11 protein-coding genes and 2 pseudogenes are annotated in these 18,276 nt (G+C 68.5%); 4 read left to right on the top strand and 9 right to left on the bottom strand.

Going from position 1 to position 18,276, the window contains the following annotated elements; all coding sequences use genetic code 11:
* Positions 1-81: 81 nt before the first annotated feature.
* Both G6048_RS26120 and G6048_RS49905 read right to left on the bottom strand, forming a co-directional pair.
* Positions 82-987 (bottom strand): tyrosine-type recombinase/integrase, encoded by a 906-nt coding sequence (locus G6048_RS26120; protein ID WP_328826986.1) that lies wholly within the window; start codon positions 985-987, stop codon positions 82-84.
* 508 nt (positions 988-1,495) lie between these two features.
* Positions 1,496-1,660, bottom strand: a complete 165-nt coding sequence (locus G6048_RS49905) for a helix-turn-helix transcriptional regulator (protein ID WP_235990311.1) — start codon at positions 1,658-1,660, stop codon at positions 1,496-1,498.
* 272 nt (positions 1,661-1,932) lie between these two features.
* On the opposite strand from G6048_RS49905, the pseudogene G6048_RS26115 reads away from it, so the two are divergent.
* Positions 1,933-3,028 (top strand): annotated as a pseudogene (locus tag G6048_RS26115) (IS1380 family transposase); the annotation flags it as partial.
* A gap of 186 nt (positions 3,029-3,214) precedes the next feature.
* Here the strand turns inward: G6048_RS26115 and G6048_RS26110 are convergent.
* From G6048_RS26110 to G6048_RS26090, 5 genes are all read right to left on the bottom strand, one after another.
* Positions 3,215-4,654 carry a gamma-aminobutyraldehyde dehydrogenase gene (locus G6048_RS26110; protein WP_165342030.1) on the bottom strand — a complete coding sequence of 480 codons (1,440 nt, stop codon included), beginning with the start codon at positions 4,652-4,654 and terminating at the stop codon, positions 3,215-3,217.
* 332 nt (positions 4,655-4,986) lie between these two features.
* Positions 4,987-7,302, bottom strand: a complete 2,316-nt coding sequence (locus tag G6048_RS26105; protein WP_165342029.1) for a N,N-dimethylformamidase beta subunit family domain-containing protein — start codon at positions 7,300-7,302, stop codon at positions 4,987-4,989.
* 17 nt (positions 7,303-7,319) lie between these two features.
* Positions 7,320-7,667 (bottom strand): hypothetical protein, encoded by a 348-nt coding sequence (locus G6048_RS26100; RefSeq protein ID WP_165342028.1) that lies wholly within the window; start codon positions 7,665-7,667, stop codon positions 7,320-7,322.
* A gap of 187 nt (positions 7,668-7,854) precedes the next feature.
* Positions 7,855-9,261: an APC family permease gene (locus G6048_RS26095; protein WP_206342145.1), complete on the bottom strand. Its 1,407-nt coding sequence runs from the start codon at positions 9,259-9,261 to the stop codon at positions 7,855-7,857.
* A gap of 194 nt (positions 9,262-9,455) precedes the next feature.
* Complete coding sequence (locus G6048_RS26090; protein WP_165342027.1) at positions 9,456-10,415, bottom strand: helix-turn-helix transcriptional regulator; 960 nt, start codon at positions 10,413-10,415, stop codon at positions 9,456-9,458.
* A 582-nt stretch (positions 10,416-10,997) separates the two neighbouring features.
* Here G6048_RS26090 and G6048_RS26085 point away from each other — a divergent pair.
* From G6048_RS26085 to G6048_RS26075, 3 genes are all read left to right on the top strand, one after another.
* Positions 10,998-12,371 (top strand): IS1380 family transposase, encoded by a 1,374-nt coding sequence (locus tag G6048_RS26085; RefSeq protein WP_165342026.1) that lies wholly within the window; start codon positions 10,998-11,000, stop codon positions 12,369-12,371.
* A 323-nt stretch (positions 12,372-12,694) separates the two neighbouring features.
* On the top strand, positions 12,695-13,669 hold the full coding sequence (locus G6048_RS26080; protein WP_165342025.1) for an alpha/beta hydrolase: 975 nt from the start codon (positions 12,695-12,697) through the stop codon (positions 13,667-13,669).
* A 252-nt stretch (positions 13,670-13,921) separates the two neighbouring features.
* Complete coding sequence (locus G6048_RS26075; RefSeq protein ID WP_165342024.1) at positions 13,922-15,055, top strand: helix-turn-helix domain-containing protein; 1,134 nt, start codon at positions 13,922-13,924, stop codon at positions 15,053-15,055.
* Positions 15,056-15,261: 206 nt separating this feature from the next.
* On the opposite strand, the pseudogene G6048_RS26070 reads toward G6048_RS26075, so the two are convergent.
* Positions 15,262-15,614: pseudogene (locus tag G6048_RS26070) on the bottom strand (AbfB domain-containing protein); the annotation flags it as partial.
* Positions 15,615-15,890: 276 nt separating this feature from the next.
* Positions 15,891-18,276 (bottom strand): BNR repeat-containing protein (locus tag G6048_RS26065; protein ID WP_165342023.1); only part of this gene is annotated, 2,386 nt, incomplete at its 5' end.

The raw sequence follows: 18,276 nt of genomic DNA, 5'->3' as shown, positions 1-18,276 counted from the left end.
CATCGGTCATCGGAACCAATGTCCCACTGCTATCCCATCTCTGACCAGCTGTTCCGGGGCATTTCCGGGCCAAGGCCCGGCTCACGCGTCCTCTGCGCCGCCGTCCTGCCCCTCCCACCTTCGCATCGACTCCTCGATCAGGCTGTTGGCATGGTTCCGCGCCTCGGCCAGAAACTTGGCGTAGTAGCGGAAGAGAACCTGGATGCTTTGTCCGGCGCGGCGCGCACACTCTGCCGGGTCGACACCGGAGGCAAGCCAGAATGAGATTCCTGCATGGCGCAGGTCGTAGGGGCGTTTCGCAAGCTCAAGGGCGTGTTCATCGGGAGTCAGTGCGGCCTCACGCGCACGTCCCCATGTGATGCCGTACGCGGAAGGATCGACGTAGTTTCCCGCTGCGTTGCGGAACAGACGTCCATCGGGCGCGACACCGAAACTCTCTATGTGCTCGCGCAGCATGCGCACCAGCACTGGCGGGATGGGCACGGGCCTCGTCGCCTTGGCCGCCCGTCGCTTCAGTGAGTGGACCTCGTGAACGGCACCGTCATTCGTCCACTCCTTCCCCGCCATGACCACCCCGCCCTTCAGGTTGAGGAGCCCCCATCCGCTCGCTGGCAGTCGGCACTGAGACTTCTGCAAGTGAATAACCTCAGCAGGACGCATCGCGGCGTAGTATATACACCCGAAAAAGGCGTACAGGTGTGGGCCTCGACCGGGCAGCGCCCTGACCGCAGCAAGCAGGCGGCCCACCTGCGCCGGATTAGGCACGCAGTCCGGATCGACTTCGTCGGCAACTTCCGGCGCAGACCACCGCAAGCCGCTCAGCGGGTTCTGGGCGAAGTACCCACGTTCCACCGCGACCCCGAACACCTCATTGACGGCAGCTTTCTTGCGCTTCACGGTCTTCGCTGCAGCTGCTGCCCCATCGACCTTGCGGCACAGAGCGTCGAGTCCCCGGCGCAGAACATCGGGCTCCGCCAACTCGCTCACGGGCAGCGAATGGCGCTGCAGCCAATCCAGTGCTGCCTGCCACTCCTCGGGCGGATCCTCCCTCCAGGCTTTTTTGTTGAAAGCCCATAATACAGTGCCCTCCGCAGTTCACGAGGTGTCCGGGACATGTGCTCTGGCTCGACGAAGGCTGGAGTGATGGTCGCGAGAGCGTCGGCAAGCGTTCGACGTGTGTTTCCCGGCGTACGGTCCCAACGCTGCTCGATGTACTCCTGCGCCAGGACATACCAGGTGGTGCGCTGTTTCAGGGCCCGGAGCTCGGAGGCCGGCAGGCCCGTCCTTGTGTCGAACGGCTCGCCGTCGCGCGCGGCAGTCACGAGTTTGGAACGTCGGCTCTCCGCAAGCCCCTTCGTGAGAAAGGACTCGGATTTCTCCCGCCCATTGACCGTCCATCGAACCTCAAACCCCTTGCGACGGTCGGGCCGCTCACGTGTGTCCCAAAAACGAACTCTGTAACTCATCGCCATTCAGGCGTATCCCTCTCACACGCTTACCACCACGCGTCTAGATCGACGCGGCGGCAGCGGAGTTCACCATTCGGAAGTTTGATCATTCGGGGCGCTTGACCGCGAGCGCGCAAGCGGTAGAACGCTGACGGGCTCATTAGGATTTCCGCCAGGACCTCGGCGAGTTTGAGCGCAGGAGGGCGAGCCATTTTTCCCCTGAAGATTTGAACGAGTCGCCAGCCGCTGGGCGGCACAACAGAGCTAACTCAGTTGAGCGTTGGCATGGAAGTTCACCGCATCCGCACAGCTCCACCGCCAAGCGCAGCCGCTGCGAACTCCTCAATGGTCGCGACGATCGCCGGTTTGGCTAACCTCGCGCTTTCGTGACCGTGAGTGTTCGAATAGACGAGTAGTACCTCTGACCTGGGACGATGCGACTTGTCTAAGGTCATGCCGTCGTCAGGAAAGCCGCACTCCTCAGGTGAAGAAGAGTCTCGGGTCCTACCCGCGCGTCCGCGTCGAGGACGGTGGCCGCGGAGCGATCTCGCAGGCCGGGGCCGTGTTGTTGGTGGACACGGTCCGCAAAAGCGGCCTGGATACGGCGATATCGGCGGCGTTGACGCCGTGCCGCAAGCAGCGAGCGGTGCATGATCCGGACAAGATCCTGCTCGATGTGGCGCTCGCGGTCGCGCTGGGTGGGGACTGCCTGGCCGACGCTGCAATGCTGCGGGCCGAGCCAGCGGTGTTCGGGCCGGTGGCCTCCGACCCGACGGGCTCCCGCCTCATCGACACGGGCGGGAAGCGGGCGCTGACCGCGATCCGCCGGGCCGCTCCCAGGTCCGCGAGCGGACAGGTGACCGTGGACCTGGACGGGTGCTGGTGATCGCGCACTCCGACAAGCAGGATGTCACCGCGACCTAGAAGCGGACATTCGGCCACCATCCGATCATGGGGTTTCGCCGACCACGAGGCGGGCGGTGCCGGTGAGCCGGTCGTCTGCGCTCAGGGCGGGGAAGGGGGGCAGCAACACCGCCGCCGACCGCATCACCGCCACCGAACTGGCCCTGGCTCACCTCCCCAAGACCTACCGGCGCGGGCACCGCACCCTGATCCGCACCGACTCCGGCGGCGGCACCAACGAGTTCCTCGACTGGCTCACCGCACGCGGCCGGTGGCTGTCCTACTCGGCCGGCAGGACCATCACCGACACCACCCAACACGCCGTACTGAAGATCGTGACATCGGCCTGGACACCCGCCGTCGATCCGGACTGCCAGATCCGCGACGGCGCCTGGGTCACCGAACTCGCCGGGACTGCCTGACGGGTTGCCGAAGCGGATGCGCCTGATCGTCCGCGAGGAACGTCCACACTCCGGCGCCCAACTCCGCTTCACCGACGCCGACGGCATGCGCATCACCTGCTTGCTGCCAACACCCCCGGCAAGGCGATCGCCGGGCTCGAACTGAGCCACCGCCAGCGTGCCCGCTGCAAGGACCGCATCCGCAACGCCCACGACACCGGCCTGCGCAACCTCCCCCTGCACGACTTCGCCCGGAACCAGATCTGGCTGGAGATCGGTCTGTTCCTATCCTTGCGTCCCGAACGCGTCCAGGATGGACGAGGAGAACCCGGCCCCCCGGACGTTGCTCCAGTTCAGAGGGGTTCTCGAACTCCTCCGTAGCGGATCCCTTCCTCACTTCGGGCGGATGTCGGGATCCCGGCTGGGCCATCCGGCTTGGCACTGGCGGCGTCGGCGCGGGCGTCACGCGTCGAGTGACGTCATGACGTGCTTGATACGGGTGTAGTCCTCGAAGCCGTACGCGGACAGATCCTTGCCATAGCCGGATTGTTTGAAGCCGCCGTGGGGCATCTCGGCGACCAGCGGGATGTGGGTGTTGATCCACACGCAGCCGAAGTCCAGCTTCTTGGACATGCGCATCGCGCGTGCGTGGTCCTTCGTCCACACCGACGAGGCCAGGGCGTAGTCCACGCCGTTGGCCCACTCCACGGCCTGCTTCTCGTCCGTGAAGGACTGGACGGTGATGACCGGGCCGAACACCTCGTTTTGGATGATCTCGTCGTCCTGCTTGAGGCCGGAGACGACGGTGGGGGCGTAGAAGTAGCCCTTGTTGCCGACGCGATGGCCGCCTGCCTCGATCTTGGCGTGGGCGGGCAGACGCTCGATGAAGCCGGAGACCTGCGTGAGCTGGTTGGCGTTGTTGAGCGGTCCGTACAGAACGTCCGGGTCGTCGGGTCGGCCGGTCTTTGTGCCGGTGGCGGCCCTCGCCAGCGCCGTCACGAACTCGTCGTGAACCGACTCCTGCACGAGGACGCGGGTCGCGGCCGTGCAGTCCTGACCGGCGTTGAAGAAGCCGGCCACCGAGATGCCCTCGACGGCCTGGGCGATGTCGGCGTCGGCGAATACGACGACCGGCGCCTTGCCGCCCAGCTCCAGGTGGACGCGCTTGACGTCCCTGGCCGCGGACTCGGCGACTTGCCTGCCGGCTCGTACGGAGCCGGTGATGGAGACCATCGCCGGTGTGGGGTGTTCAACCATCAGGTTGCCGGTGTCGCGGTCACCGCAGACGACGTTGAAGACGCCCTTGGGCAGGATGGACCCGATGATCGCGGCCATCAGCAGGGTGGAGGCCGGGGTGGTGTCCGACGGCTTCAGGACCACCGTGTTGCCTGCGGCGAGCGCCGGGGCGAACTTCCAGACTGCCATCAGCATCGGGTAGTTCCACGGTGCGACCTGCGCGCAGACCCCGACGGGCTCACGCCTGACGATGGAGGTCATGCCGTCCATGTACTCACCGGCCGATCGGCCCTCCAGCAGGCGCGCGGCGCCGGCGAAGAAGCGGATCTGGTCCACCATCGGTGGCACCTCTTCGCTCGCCGTCAGCCCCAGGGGCTTGCCGGTGTTCTCGGACTCGACGGCGACGAGTTCCCCGGCCCTCGCCTCGAAAGCGTCCGCGATCTTCAGCAGCAGGCGCTGTCGCTCGGCCGGGGTGGTGTCGCGCCACGCCGGGAACGCGGCCGCGGCCGCGGCCATGGCGGCGTCGACGTCCTCCCGGCCGGACAGCGGCGAGGTCGCGTAGGACTCGCCGGTCACCGGGTTGACGATCTCGATGGTCTGCCCGTCGGCGGCGGCCAGGTACTCGCCGCCGATGTAGTTTCGCAGCGTGCGCAGAAGGGTGGTCACTGGGTCTCCAGTCGGCACATTGGTGGTTCCTCGCGTGCTTCTTTGGCTTCGGCTGCCTGGGGGCGGCGTCGGACGACAGCCGCTGGGCCAGATGGACGGGGAATGAGGACGGCAGCACCAGCACGGCGGCGACTTTGACCGGCTGCCAGGGCCGTGAATTTCCACTTGCCCCGACTCCTGCCAAGCACCAGAGCGGTGCCGGGTATCGGGTGCGCGGAAGCCGCCGCAGGGAGTGGCCTGTGCCCCTGCTCCATGTGCTGGATGCGCAGCCGGATTTCGGAAGGTGATCCGCTCCGCTGGCGGAGCGCATCACCTTCGGCAGCAGGGGCGGGCTACTCCAGTGGCTTCTCGTCGCGGAAGCGCCGCATTACGTTGCCTGTGATCTTGGCGATGTTGTTGTCGTACCCGTTGTGGGAAAGCGATCCGGTCCAGGCGATGGAGCCGACCGAGAAGAATCCGCCGCCGCCTTCCAGCGCGCAGTAGACCATGTCCGAGCGGACTGCCGGCTGTTCGGTTCCGCCCATCCCCGGGAGCATTTCGAAGATCTCCTCGGTCACCAGCAGGTAGTTGTCGGAGAAGGGCCCGGAGGTGGCCAGGACCAGGGTTCCGGGTGGCGAGCCGAGCGCCGGGTTCCAGCAGTCGATCTCGGCGCCGGCCGCGCCGCCGCCGATGATGCCGAAGTCGCCCAGGAGCTCGTTCTCGCCGACGCCTTCGAAGATGAAGGCCGCCCGCGGATCCCGGCTGTCCGCAAGGCGCTCGTAGTAGGTGCAGCGGTCGAAGCCCTGGGCCGCCATGCCGACTCCCACCAGACGCTGCGGGGCCTTGCCCTTGTTGCGCCACAGGCCGCTGGCCTCGCCCGAGGTGGTGTGGCGGCGTTCGGCGAAGGGTGACTGGTGGGGGCGGGTGCCGCCGTCGGCCCGGCGCAGCTCCATCAGGTGCGGGGCGTCGGGGTCGTAGGAGACCGTCGCGAAGAAGCCGTTGCCGCCCAGGTACATCAGCCGGCCGCCGTTGGCGGTGAACTCCTCAAGGGCGTCGAGCTCGCGCCGCGTGACGTATTCGGGGTGGCTTCCGGTGATCACAACGCGGTAGTCGCGCAGCAAGTCGTAGCCTTCCCGGTCGAGATCCTCGTCGCTGAGGGCGTCGAACTCGCACTCCGCAGTCTCCAGCCAGTGCACCAGGGACAGGTCGGCAGGCAGGCCCCAGGGGCCTTCGCTCATGAACGAGGCGCGGTACCGCGGCTGCAGGCTGATCAGCGGACGGCGGACGCTGCCGAACACCACGCCGGACCCGTCATTGTGGATTTCGTACAGGGAGCGGCCGAACTCGGGGTGGTCCTGCAGGACCAGGTCTTCCTTGTGGACGATGGGCGTGTGCCCGAGGAGCATCTCCATACCGTCCGCCTCGAAGGCGATCCGGTCGTTGGCGTAAGCCAGGTAGGTGGCCGTGGGGAACAAGATGGCGACATCCTTGCGCCGGCGGCCAGGCCCGACGAGGAAGGGCACGTGCTGCTCGATGCCCTCGGCCCGCAGCCGCACCGCGTAGACGCCGCTGGGCAGGTCCTCGGGCACCTCGAAGGTGAACGCCGCAGGCCACTGGGCGTCAGCGAGGTCGTCGTCGTGGAAGTGGATGGCGTCGAACTCGTCCGGCGCGAGCCGGAAGTCCTCCACGACACCTTGGAACTCGGGCCCGGTGACGCCCCGGACGGGCGCGTTGACGCAGCGGCCGTGCAGCATGTGCGGGCCCTCGTCGACCACATCCCACAACAGCAGCCCGTCGGGGCGTTCGCTGCGGCCGAAGTGCCAGGCAGCAACCGGCTCGCGCGTCCTGGAGGCGTCGTCGGCGGCGCGTTCGACGCGGATGCCACCGATCTTCCCGTTGAACGCGGTTGCCGCGAGCAGCCGGTCACCGTCCTCGCGAGCCAGCGCGCCGATACGGAACGGCATCGAGGAAGCCGTCCAGGCCGCCGAGGCGGGTGCGTTCGCCTGCTCGGGTACGGCGGCTGCGGCGGCCGGTGCCACCCGGTCCGCGCAGTGGTCCAGCGGGGTCTGCCGCAGGGTGATCTGCCCCGCCGAGCGTGGCAGTTCGACCTCGAGCCGGTACCACTGGTGTGCCGTCAGCTCCTGTTCCAGGGTGAGGGTCCGCCGCTGACCGCCCTCGCTCCATACGAAGGACGGCTTGCCCTCGTCGAGCAGCAGGGCCCAGCCAGTCATGGTCGCCGCGTCCCAGGTGCCCATGACCGCCTGGCGCTCGCCGGTGAAGCCGACCGAGCTCTGGCTGACCCGATAGGCGCCCAGGCTCCCTGAACGGTTGTCGCGCGGCAGCGTCGGGAAGACGGCGGCGCCGATGACCAGCGCGTCAGGGGTCGCCAGCAGGCCCTTTGGGTCGGGGACTTCGACGTAGGAGCCGGGCTGGCAGGCGTAGTACTGCCCCGCGTACGTGCCGTCGATGGTGGAGGGGACCTCGGTCTCCAGGAAGCCGGGCCCCGCCTGCCCGTCGTATCCGTGCCTCAGGCGCACTAGGGCGGCGTCGTAGGCCAGCGGGCCTTCACAGCTGATGTGGAATGACAGTTGCTCGCCAGGGCGGGCGGCGAAGCGATCGGTGTAGCCGAAGACGTTCTGGGTCGTCGTGCGGCCGCTCGCGAGTGCCATGACCTTCTCGTTTCTTTCTAGTTCTGCTGCAGTGTCGCGGCACGCGCGGTGAAGATGTACCGCATGGCGTCTTCGTAGTTCCCGAAGGACTGTTCGGTCAGGAGCAGATTGCCCGGCATGCCCAAGGCGATCTTCGACACGCGCCAGGGGCCGTCGGGGCCTTCGGAGAAGATGATGTGCTTGCCCGAGACGGGCAGGCTGCGCAACGCCCGCAGCACGCGTTGCGTGCGGTCGTCGTGCGGTCCCAACGGAGCCGCGTCATGGGCGGCGGCGACCTCATGGGTGCACTCCTTGCGCAGGCGCTCTTCGCTGCGCAGACGGAACACTTCGAGCAGCTCTGCCGAGCGGTCTGCACCGGTGCGCATCAGTTCACCTCCTGCTGCTGGGACACCTTCGCGGTGCGGTGGGACAAGGACGATGGGCTCACGGGAGGGTGCCTTTCCTGTGTGAGGGGACTCGCGACCGCCGGGCCGCGACTGGGGCTGGCCTGCGCCTCAAGGTGACGGCGTCTCGGGCCGATGCCGAGTGCTGCCCGGCGGTGAGCGGGAGCGGTCAGGCGTCGGAGTCGCCGAGCGAACGGCCGGTGAGCTTGAAGTACGCCGCCACGCCGAGGCCGATGACGAGCCAGCACGAGCCGACGATCTTGGCGTTGGGGTCCGCGTTCCACAGCGCGACCAGGAGGAGCGCGGCGCCGAGGATCGGGGAGACCCAGTGGACGAAAATGCGGCGGCTTCCGCCTCGGACGACGAAGTGGGTGAAGACGCTGACGTGGAGGAGGACGTAGGCGGTGATCGCGCCGAAGGTCACCAGGGTGGTCAGCAGTCCCGACTGCTCCACGCCGAGGATGCCGACTCCCACCGACAGGAGCGCGATGAAGATCATCGCGTTGAGGGGGACCTGGTGCTTGTGGCTGACCCGCGACAGGAACTTCGGCAGCTGCCCGTCGCGGGCCATGCTGAAGACCAGGCGGGCGGAGGTGGCGTTGGAGGCGATGGTGTTGGCGAAGATCGCGATCAGGGCGGCGGTCAGCAGGAGGACCGTCTTGAACCAGCCCGACATGGCCGTGCCGACCACGTTGTAGAAGGCGTTGTTGACCGGGTCGCCGTCGGCGAACTTCGTCCCGGTCGGGACCAGGATGCCCGCCACGAAGACCTGCGCGACGAACAGCGCGGTCACCTGGTAGAGGACGATCATGGTGGCCTTTGAGACCGTACGGCCGCCGCCTTCCGCCTCCTCGTTCAGTGTCGAGATCGCGTCGAAGCCGATGTAGCTGAGCGCGGCGACGGGGACCGCACCGAGGACCAGGGACCAGGAGCCGCCGTCCGCGGGGATGAACGGGTTGAGCGACAGGTGTGCCTGGCCCTGGAGGATGAGCACGGCTGCCCAGACCAAGAACACGGCCAGAACGGCCAGCTGGATGTAGAGGAAGATCTTGTTCATCGTCGCGGTGACGCTGATGCCCATGATGTTGATCAGGGCGGTCGCGGCGACGAAGATCACCACCCAGATCCAGGCGGGCACCCAGGAGACCACTCCGGTCATCGCGCTGGCCGCGAAGACACACAGCAGCGCGGGCAACAGCAGGTAGTCGAGCAGGATGGCCCACCCGGAGACGAACCCGAGGAAGCGGTTGCTGCCCATCCGCACGTAGCTGTAGACCGAGCCGGCTACCGGGAACCGGACCGCCATCTCCTTGTAGCTGATGGCACTGAACAGCATCGCGATCGCAGCCACCACGTAGACCGCGGCGACGGCGCCGGCGGACATGTTATAGACGATGCCGAACACCGCGACGGGGGCGAGCGGCACCATGTAGATCAGGCCGTAGATGACGACGTCGGCCAGGCTGAGCGTACGGGCGAGCTCCTGCTCGTAACCGAGCTCGTGCAGCCGGTCGCGGTCGTCATCTGTGCCGCCGGGTCTTTCGGGCACTGTTTGAGGAGCTTCTGGAACGTTCATGGCCGGGCCTCCTGAGGGATGAACGAGCCCCGGTCGGCTGTCGGCACCGTGAGCGGCGACAGCAGGGGAAGACGCGGGGTCGGCAACAGCCGGCTCGGCGGGTGGGGACCGCCTTCAGCGCGGGCTTCTCTTCACCTCGAATATGGTGCTAGGCCACCTTGTGGCTCAATACGCATTCCTACCGACAGCGGCGGTCAGCGGTCCAAGCTGAGAATCCCCTCGCGCAGCGCCGACGCCACCGCGCCAGCTCGCGAAGGCTGCCCCATCTTGTGGAGGATCCGCTCCACGTGCGTGGTCACCGTGCGCAAGGAGACGTCTCGCTGCGACGCCAGCTGCTGGTTCGAGAACCCTGCCGCCATCCCGTTCAGGATGTCGTACTCGCGCGGCGCGAGTGAATAGGGCAAGCCGGCCGTCGGAAGCTCCTGCACCAGTACAGCCGGCTCTGGCCGTCCCAGCGGATCGGCCACCTTCAGGACCTGCAGCGAGAGCCACCCTTCACTCGACGCCTGCAGCCCAGTGGCGGCGACCTGCGCCGAGGCCATGAAGCGACGCAGAAAGCCGGTGAACTCGGGCTGCGTGGGCGCGAGCGCCGGGGCGCACGACTCGACGGCCCAAGCACGGCCGGTGTGGTCGATCAGAGTGGCGTTCGCTCCCGGCGGTATGGCGCATCCGGTGGTCTGCCGTCGAGCCACGTCGCACATCTGAGCAAGCGCGGGCACCAGGGCCTTGAGGAGTTCGGCCGCGTCGTCCCGGAACGCGCCGCGCGCCGCCGCGGAGAAATGCAGCATGCCCGTGTACGCACCGCTGTCCGAGAAGAGACAGGCGGTCATGCCGTCTGCGAAGCCGGCAGGTCCGAGCACCTCTCGGTACATCGGGGACCGTCGGTAATCGCCCGGCATGTCGTCGATCCGCAACGGCAGGTGCCGCTCCCGGACCGGCCGGTTCTCGGCGCTCGCCGCATAGCGGTCACCCAGTGCGGCAACCGTTTCATCACCGTAGGTGACCACAGCGAGTGCGCGGTGCGCACGGGCCATCGGGTCCCAGAGCATGAGGGCGCTGGCGTCGTGATGGGTCACCGGCTCAAGCAGCCTCAGCACCGTCATCGCGGCCTCGCGCCGGTCACCGGCTCCGGCTGCGTAGGCCGCCTCGACCAAGACTCGGGTGTGGGATGGCTGCATCAGCGGATCCCTCTCGAAGCTGGGCTACCCCACCTCACGATAGCAGCGTCTTTTTTCGGGACCTGAGGGTGCGAGCTGCGGTTGTACATCGCGCTCTTGGTGACCGCCTGGGGAGAATGAGCCTGGCCGGTCCTGCTTCTGATCCTTGGCTGCCGGGTTAACAGGATCCAACGACACGGTCCGGGCGGCATGCCTGTGCGGGCCGATCGGGGTCTTTCCTCACGCACCAGCGTATTGCGACGTCCTTGCCGAGCCCAGCAGGTCCGGCGTCCCCCTCTGGCGGCTCGGCGTCGATGAGCTCGACACCGAACTGAGGGCGCGGATGGGCAGTCGCGGACGAAGAGCTCCCGCGGGTATCCGCTCCGTCGCCGTCCCGATCCGCGACGGCGACGCATCACAGCGATGAGCATCACTGCGCATGTGGCGGAGACATCGCTGGACGCGCTCACCCAGCATCATGTCGACGACGGGTGGCCATAATGCAGAAAGAGCCTCTGACCAGCGAGAATGAGGATTGCCTAGGTCCCTGTTCCCGCTCCGGCCGGAGGAACTTTCCAGGTGAGTAAGCGTGGCGGGTCGTACCCGCGTGTCCGCGTCGAGGGCGGTGGCGGGGTGGTCTCGCAGTCCGGCGCCGTGCTGCTGGTCGAGACCGCCCGCAAGGCGGGGCTGGATGCGGCGATATCGGCGGCGCTGGCGCCGTGGTGTAAGGCGCGTGCGGTCCATGATCCCGGCAAGATTCTGCTGGACCTCGCGCTTACCGTGGCCCTGGGCGGGGACTGCCTGGCCGATGTCGCGATGCTGCGGGCCGAGCCCGCCGTGTTCGGGCCGGTGGCCTCCGACCCGACAGTCTCCCGCCTGGTCGACACCCTGGCCTCGACCGGGCCCCGTGCGCTCGTGGCGGTCCGTCGGGCACGGGCCGAAGTCCGCGAGCGGGTCTGGCGGCTGGCCGGCGAGGCGGCTCCGGACGCTGGCGGCGAGGTCATCGTGGACATCGACGGCGTGCTGGTGCTGGCGCACTCCGAGAAGCAGGACGCCGCCAAGACCTGGAAAAAGACGTTCGGCCATCATCCGTTGTTCGCGTTCGTCGACCACGGGGCGGGCGGCGCCGGTGAGCCGGTCGCGGGCCTGCTCAGAGCGGGGAACGCGGGCAGCAACACCGCCGCCGACCACATCAGCGCCACCCAGCTGGCCCTGTCCCAACTCCCGAAGCGTTTCCGGCGCGGGCGCCGCACCCTGATCCGCACCGACTCCGGCGGCGGCACCCACGAGTTCGTCAACTGGCTAGCAGCGCGGGGCCGGTGGCTGTCGTACTCGGTCGGCATGACCATCACCGACACCATTCACCAGACCGTGCTGAAGGTCCCGGCATCGGCCTGGACCCCGGCCGTCGAGCCCGGCGGCGAGGTCCGCGACGGCGCCTGGGTGGCCGAGATCGGCGGGGACTGCCTGAAGGGGTGGCCGCAGGGGATACGGCTGATCGTCCGCAAGGAGCGCCCGCACCCCGGAGCCCAACTGCGTTTCACCGACGCCGACGGTATGCGCCTGACCTGCTTCGCCACCAACACGCCCGGTGCTGCCATCGCCGGGCTCGAACTGCGCCACCGCCAGCGCGCCCGCTGCGAGGACCGCATCCGGGACGCCCGCTCCACCGGCCTGCGTAACCTTCCCTTCCACGGCCTCGCCCAGAACCAGATCTGGCTAGAGATCGTCCAGCTCGCCCTGGACCTGCTGGCCTGGATGCCGATGCTCGCCCTGACCGGCAGGCCCCGCCGCTGGGAACCCAAGAAGCTTCGCTTCCGCCTGTTCTCAGCCGCCGCGCAACTCGTCACCACCGGCCGCCGGCGCTACCTCCGCCTCGCGGCGCACTGGCCCTGGACCGACGTGATCACCGCAGCGGCCGACCGGCTCCAAGCCCTGCCGAACCCCGGCTGACCAGCACCCTCGAATCCCTGCGGACAGCATCACCCCACCGGAGCAGTGGAACCCGGCGCCCCCCGACGCGACAGCTGGGCCATCAACCTGCCCACGACCAACCCACAACAGAGAAACGGCCCGCCGGAGAAACCGACGGACCGTCATGCAAGATCGAGGTTTAGACGAGCAAAACGGCCTCCTTGTCTCCCGAGATGACCACTTTCATCCGCGCTACCCGCCAAACGGCGGGCAAGTCCCGCCGTACGGCGGCGGGCCGGAACCTGCGGACGCGCGGATCATCACCGTACGATCCGCCACACGCAGCATGAGGAGCACAGGCAATGACGCTCACGCCGCCCCCGTTCGACCCGGAACTCGCCGCCGCCCTGGAGATGATCAAGGACACGTTGCTGACCCAGCTGACCATGGACGAGATCGAAGCCACCCGTAACGGTCCCGGTATAGAGATGTGGGCGGACATGGACCTGACCTTGGGCGGGGCGTTCGAGGTCGAGGACCGGGTCGTGCCGGGTCCCGAGAACGCGCCCGACATCTCGCTGCTGATCTGCCGGCCGGTCGATCCGGCGACGGACGGTCCGCTGCCCGTGATCTACCACGTCCACGGCGGCGGCATGGTGCTCGGCAACAACCGCGTCGGCGTGGACGCCCCGTTGCGCTGGGCCAATGAGCTGGGCGCGGTCGTGGTGTCCGTCGAGTACCGCCTGGCACCGGAGAACCCGTACCCGGCGCCCATCGACGACGTGTACGCCGGGCTGCTGTGGATCGCCGACCACGCCGAGGAGATCGGCGCCGACGCCGAGCGGATCGTCATCACGGGGGCCAGCGCGGGCGGTGGCCTGACGGCCGCGCTGGCCCTGCTCCTCAGGGACCGCAAGGGTCCGCGCCCCGTCGGCCAGATGCTGATGTGCCCGATGCTCGACGACCGCAACGACACCCCCTCCGTGTACCAGATGGAGGGCCTCGGCGCGTGGGACCGCACGGCAAACGACACCGGCTGGACCGCGCTGCTGGGTGAGCGGCGCGGCGGCCCGGACGTCTCCCCGTACGCCGCCCCGGCTCGCGCGGAGGACCTGTCCGGGCTGCCCCCGGCCTTCCTCGATGTCGGCTCGGCCGAGACGTTCCGCGACGAGGTCGTCGCCTACGCCACCCGCCTGTGGCAGGCCGGCGGTGCCGCCGAACTGCACGTGTGGCCGGGCGGCTTCCACGGCTTCGAAAGCTTCGCCCCGCAGGCGGTCCTCTCCCAGGCATGCCAGGCGGCCCAGGTGGCGTGGCTGCGCAGGCTCCTCGCAGAGTGACGGGGCCGGGTACCCGGGGGGGGTGCGGCTGACGCGCGGCTGCCACCGCGCACCCGCCTGCCAACGCGTGGTGGGGGAGGCGGTTTCTTTCGCCGCGGGTTGCGGAGGGGGTTGGTCGCGCAGTTCCCCGCGCCCCTTCAGGGGCGCGTACGCGGCGGTCGCGCGGGGGAGGCGGCCCGTGCCGCACTCCCCCGCGCGACCTGTGAGCGCACACACTCCACGAAACGTGGCCCCATGGCGCACCATGGGGCCATGAAAGAGCTGGCGGGGCGGCTGACCGCACTGGATCCGGATGCCGGCGCCGCCGTCCGGGTCATCGCCTACTTCGACCGGCTGGCCGAGCACCGGGCCGGTCTTGAGGCGATGGTGCGCGGGGTCGCCGTGCTCGCAGGGTGTCCGGCGCGGCTCGCCGACGCCGGGCGGCGGGTACGTCTGCGGGTCGAGACCGACGGGCACCGCCGGGACACGGACCAGCCTCCCGACCCCGCGTGGCCGTCCGCCGCGCTGTCGCCGGACGGTGCCCCGGCGCTGTGGCTGGAGCGGGCGGGGGCGCCCAGCGTCGTCGACTCGGTGATCCTCGAACGGGCGGCGGCTGCCATCCGCGTCGTCCTCGACCGCACCCGTGGCCGCGCACCGACGGCCCACGCCGACGACCCGGCGCTCGTGGAAACCCTCCTCGACGCCACCGCACCCGAGCAGGTACGGCTGCACGCGGCCCGGCAGCTGGGCCTGGACCCGGCCACCCGGGCCCGCGTGGCCGCGCCGTTCGACGGCCCGCCCCGCATCGTGAACGCCTCCGCCCGGCGCGGGCCGATCCACCCGCACGCCCGGCCGTCCACCCCCGGGCCGGCACCGGTACCGGCCCGGGGCACCGCACCGACCCACGCCGGATCCGCCACCGCGGACCCGGGACCGGCGCACCTCGACGCCGGATCCGCCGGCACCGCCCTCCCACCGGGCCGGGTCGGTGTCGGCCCGGCCGTGCCCCTGCTCGAACTGCCGGGCTCCTGGGCCGCCGCCCGGACCGCGCTTCGTTTCACCGCCGACGGCACCCCGAACGCTCCCGGCCCCCGGGTCGTGTACGCCGATGAGCTCGGCGGTATCGGGCTGCTCGCCGAGCTTGTCGTGCCGGGGGCCGATCCGCCGCCCGATGTGCGGGCGCTGGATGCGGCGGTCGCGGACGCGCCCTGGATGCTGACGACGTTGCACGCGGTCGCCTCGACGGCGAGCCTGCGGGCAGCCGCCGTCGAGGTCAACGTCCACCACTCCACGCTCCAGGACCGGTTGGGCCACGCCGAGGCGCTGCTCGGGTGGCCCATCCGTACCCCGCAGGGCCGACTCAGACTGCAACTGGCCCTGGCCATGCGGCATTTGGGGCGCGCATAGGGGAGATACAGGCGAGGTACAGGGGAGGTGACCCATACCGGGCGGTCACCGGGACGGTCCGGTGAAAGCCTTCGGTCAGGGCCGCAGGTCTTCCGGGTGGTACAGCGCTTCGTCCAGGGGGTGCGGAAATCCGTCTTCCCGGAAACAGCGTCTGACGGAAACTCCCCGACCGCCGGCGCGACTGCCCGGGCCGGCAAGGGCGCTGCTCAGGCCCAGCCGGTCACCGGCACGACGAGCTGTCCTGGCGGAAGTTGCCCGTGCCGTCCGTCACGTCCACGCGCAGCTGTTAGTTGTAGTGGCGCAGGAAGTAGCCCGGGTAGTTGTACGACTCGAAGCGGACCGAGCCCGACGCCGTGCCCGTCCGGGCGATGAACGTGGCGTCCTTCGCGAAGGTCGACGTACCGTCGTTGGCGCCGAAGCGGGCTCGGTAGTCGTAGTGGCGAAGGTAGTTGCCGGAGCTGTCGCGGAACGAGTAGCCGCCCGCGTCGGCCAGTCCGGCGACGGCCGTGAAGGTGGACGCCTGCTTGAGCGCGGTGGTGCTGGAAGTGATCACCACGGGGGGGTGATCAAGGGGCAAGGCCCACGTTCGGCGAGGCCTCCATTCCAATGTGGCCCCCTGCACCGACAGCTGCCTCGTTCTGAACCGGTCTATCGCTGCGTCTGCCTGGTCCCCGCAGTGCACGGCGGCCTTCGCCCTGATCCTGTGTTCCAGGTCTGGAAACACAGGGGACCGGTACGAAGGCCGCAGACGTGTGTGTGCTGTTGCTGCCGCTCAGCGGGACGGGTTCGCCTGAGCTCGCCCCGCAGAACCGGCGCTGCGGAGAGCAGCCGTCTTCTACTGCGCGGACGGCGGGCCCAGGAGCACCACCTCCAGCGCGCTTCCCTCCTCAGGCCAGTCCGTGCGCGGACTGTCCTGGTTTGCTGGCAGGGATTCCCAGCGGAGATAGTAGGTGCCGGTGTCGTTGCGGCCGGCCAGGTCGGTCTGCAGTCGCACCGCCAGGCCCGGGTAGGTGCCGCGCACATCCGTGATCTCGGCGGGCAACTCCGGGGTCGCGGCCTCCGCCACGGGGTGCAGGCCACCGTCGATGACGATGCTCCGCGGTTCACCCGAGCAAGTGAAGTCGACGCGGATGTTGCCATCCTCCATCACCTCGGAGCCGAGCATGGACACCGTGAAGGCGAGGCTGCCGCCACCGCCGAAACTCCAGCGGCCCTTCCAGTCGCTGATTTGGTTGATGTCCCACGCGCCTGATCCGTCGGGGCGCGCGACGTAGATCTGGGAGTTCCCGTCACCGTCGTACTTGTGATAGCTGATGATCGGAGTGCCCTCGGCGTCGAAGCCGAGCTTCGAGTTGCCGTTGAGCAGACCGCCGCCGTCCGGCACCGGGTCGATCACATCCGCCTCGCCGTACCGGAACGGGGTCGTCAGCGCATTGCCGGCACTGTCGAACCAATCGACGAGGTTCCTGCTCTTGGCGTAGCTCAGCCGACTGTTGGTCGCGGCGTCGGGAGTGTCACGCCAGACCCAGATCATGTGGAACCATCCGTCTGGTCCGAGGGTGGGGTTTTCGAAGTAGGCGTTCCACGTCCCGCTCGGATTGTCGGCGGATCCGTTGCCGTCGAAGAGCGGCTCGTCGACCAGCCGCGACCAGGTGGAGGAGGCCTCGTTATACACGTTGAAGTAGGTCACGCCGTCACCTGACCCACCATTGCGATGGCTGAAGACGAGACTGCCGTCCTGGCGGTTGACGAACTCGGGATAGGTCACCGAGTTCTCGGTCGACGCATCGATCATCGTGGTCACTCGGGTCAGCGACGTCACGTCGCCGGGCACGGTGGTGCGGAAGTACACCAGCGCCGCGTTGTGCATGTTGCCGGACACATGGAGGTTGCCGTCACGGTCCAGTCCCAGCGAGATGTAGTTGTGGCTGTCCCAGCCCAACGTCGAGGGGAGCACCTTTGTGGTCCAGCTGTTGTCCGAGAGGCTGCGGTGCGCGATCGTCATCCGGCGTGCGCCGTCGTAGTAGGCCACGTACTGATCGTCATTGTGTGTCAGTACCCGTTGCGTCACCGGCATGCCGGCCCACGTCTCGTCCACCGGGATCGTCTGGAGCACCTGCTGCTGGGCATCGGGGAAGTCGTAGGAGCCCTTGTCCACCGTGCAATCGAGCGTTCCCGGAGGTGAGATGGCCGGGGTGGAAGTCGTGAGGGAGAACGACTTCGCGCGCAGGTTGCCCGTGTTCGAGTAGAGGCCGGCGGAGCCGCCCACACGGGTCGGGTCGGTGGTGGGCAGCGTGTAGGACGTGTCGACGAGGGTCGTCCCGGAGTCGCTGTTGCGCACCGAGACGGTGAAACGGGTCCCGTCGCGACCGAGGTTCAGTTCGAGAGATGAGCCGTAGGGCGCGTTCATGTTTCCCTGGGCCAGCACGGTCGGTGTGGTGCTGGTCGCCATCTTCAGCAGCTGCCACTGCCCCGTGCGGGCCCCACCGGCGGTCGTCACGCGCAGGACGTAGTAGTCCAGCGAGGTCGTTCCCCGTACGTTCGCCGCGATACCGCTCCATTCCGCGCCGGAAGGCGAGCTGCTGACGATCCTGATGTGAGCACTCACGTTGTACGAGCTACCGAGCTGAAGCGGACGGTAGGTGGCGACAGCGTTCGTCGGGGTGGCAGCGGAGAGAGCTTCACCGGATGCGATCGACCACGTTCCCCGGTCGGAGACCCAGTCCGCCCCGAGGGAGCCGTTGACGCGTTCGAAGTCATCGGAGCGCGTGGCCGTAGGTGAGATGGCCGGGGTGGAAGTCGTGAGTGAGAACGACTTCGCGCGCAGGTTGCCCGTGTTCGAGTAGAGGCCGGCGGAGCCGCCCACACGGGTCGGGTCGGTGGTGGGCAGCGTGTACGACGTGTCGACGAGGGTCGTCCCGGAGTCGCTGTTGCGCACCGAGACGGTGAAACGGGTCCCGGTGCGACCGAGGTTCAGTTCGAGAGATGAGCCGTAGGGCGCGTTCATGTTTCCCTGGGCCAGCACGGTCGGTGTGGTGCTGGCCGCCATCTTCAGCAGCTGCCACTGCCCCGTGCGGGCCCCACCGGCGGTCGACACGCGCAGGACGTAGTAGTCCAGCGAGGTCGTTCCCCGTACGTTCGCCGCGATACCGCTCCACTCCGCACCGGAAGGCGAGCTGCTGACGATCCTGATCTGAGCACTCACGGTGTACGAGCTACCG

It is taken from the genome of Streptomyces ureilyticus, from assembly GCF_011045025.1.
Lineage (GTDB): Bacteria > Actinomycetota > Actinomycetes > Streptomycetales > Streptomycetaceae > Streptomyces > Streptomyces ureilyticus.
Note: the sequence above shows the minus strand (reverse complement) of the source record. Positions and strands in the feature narration are given on the sequence as shown.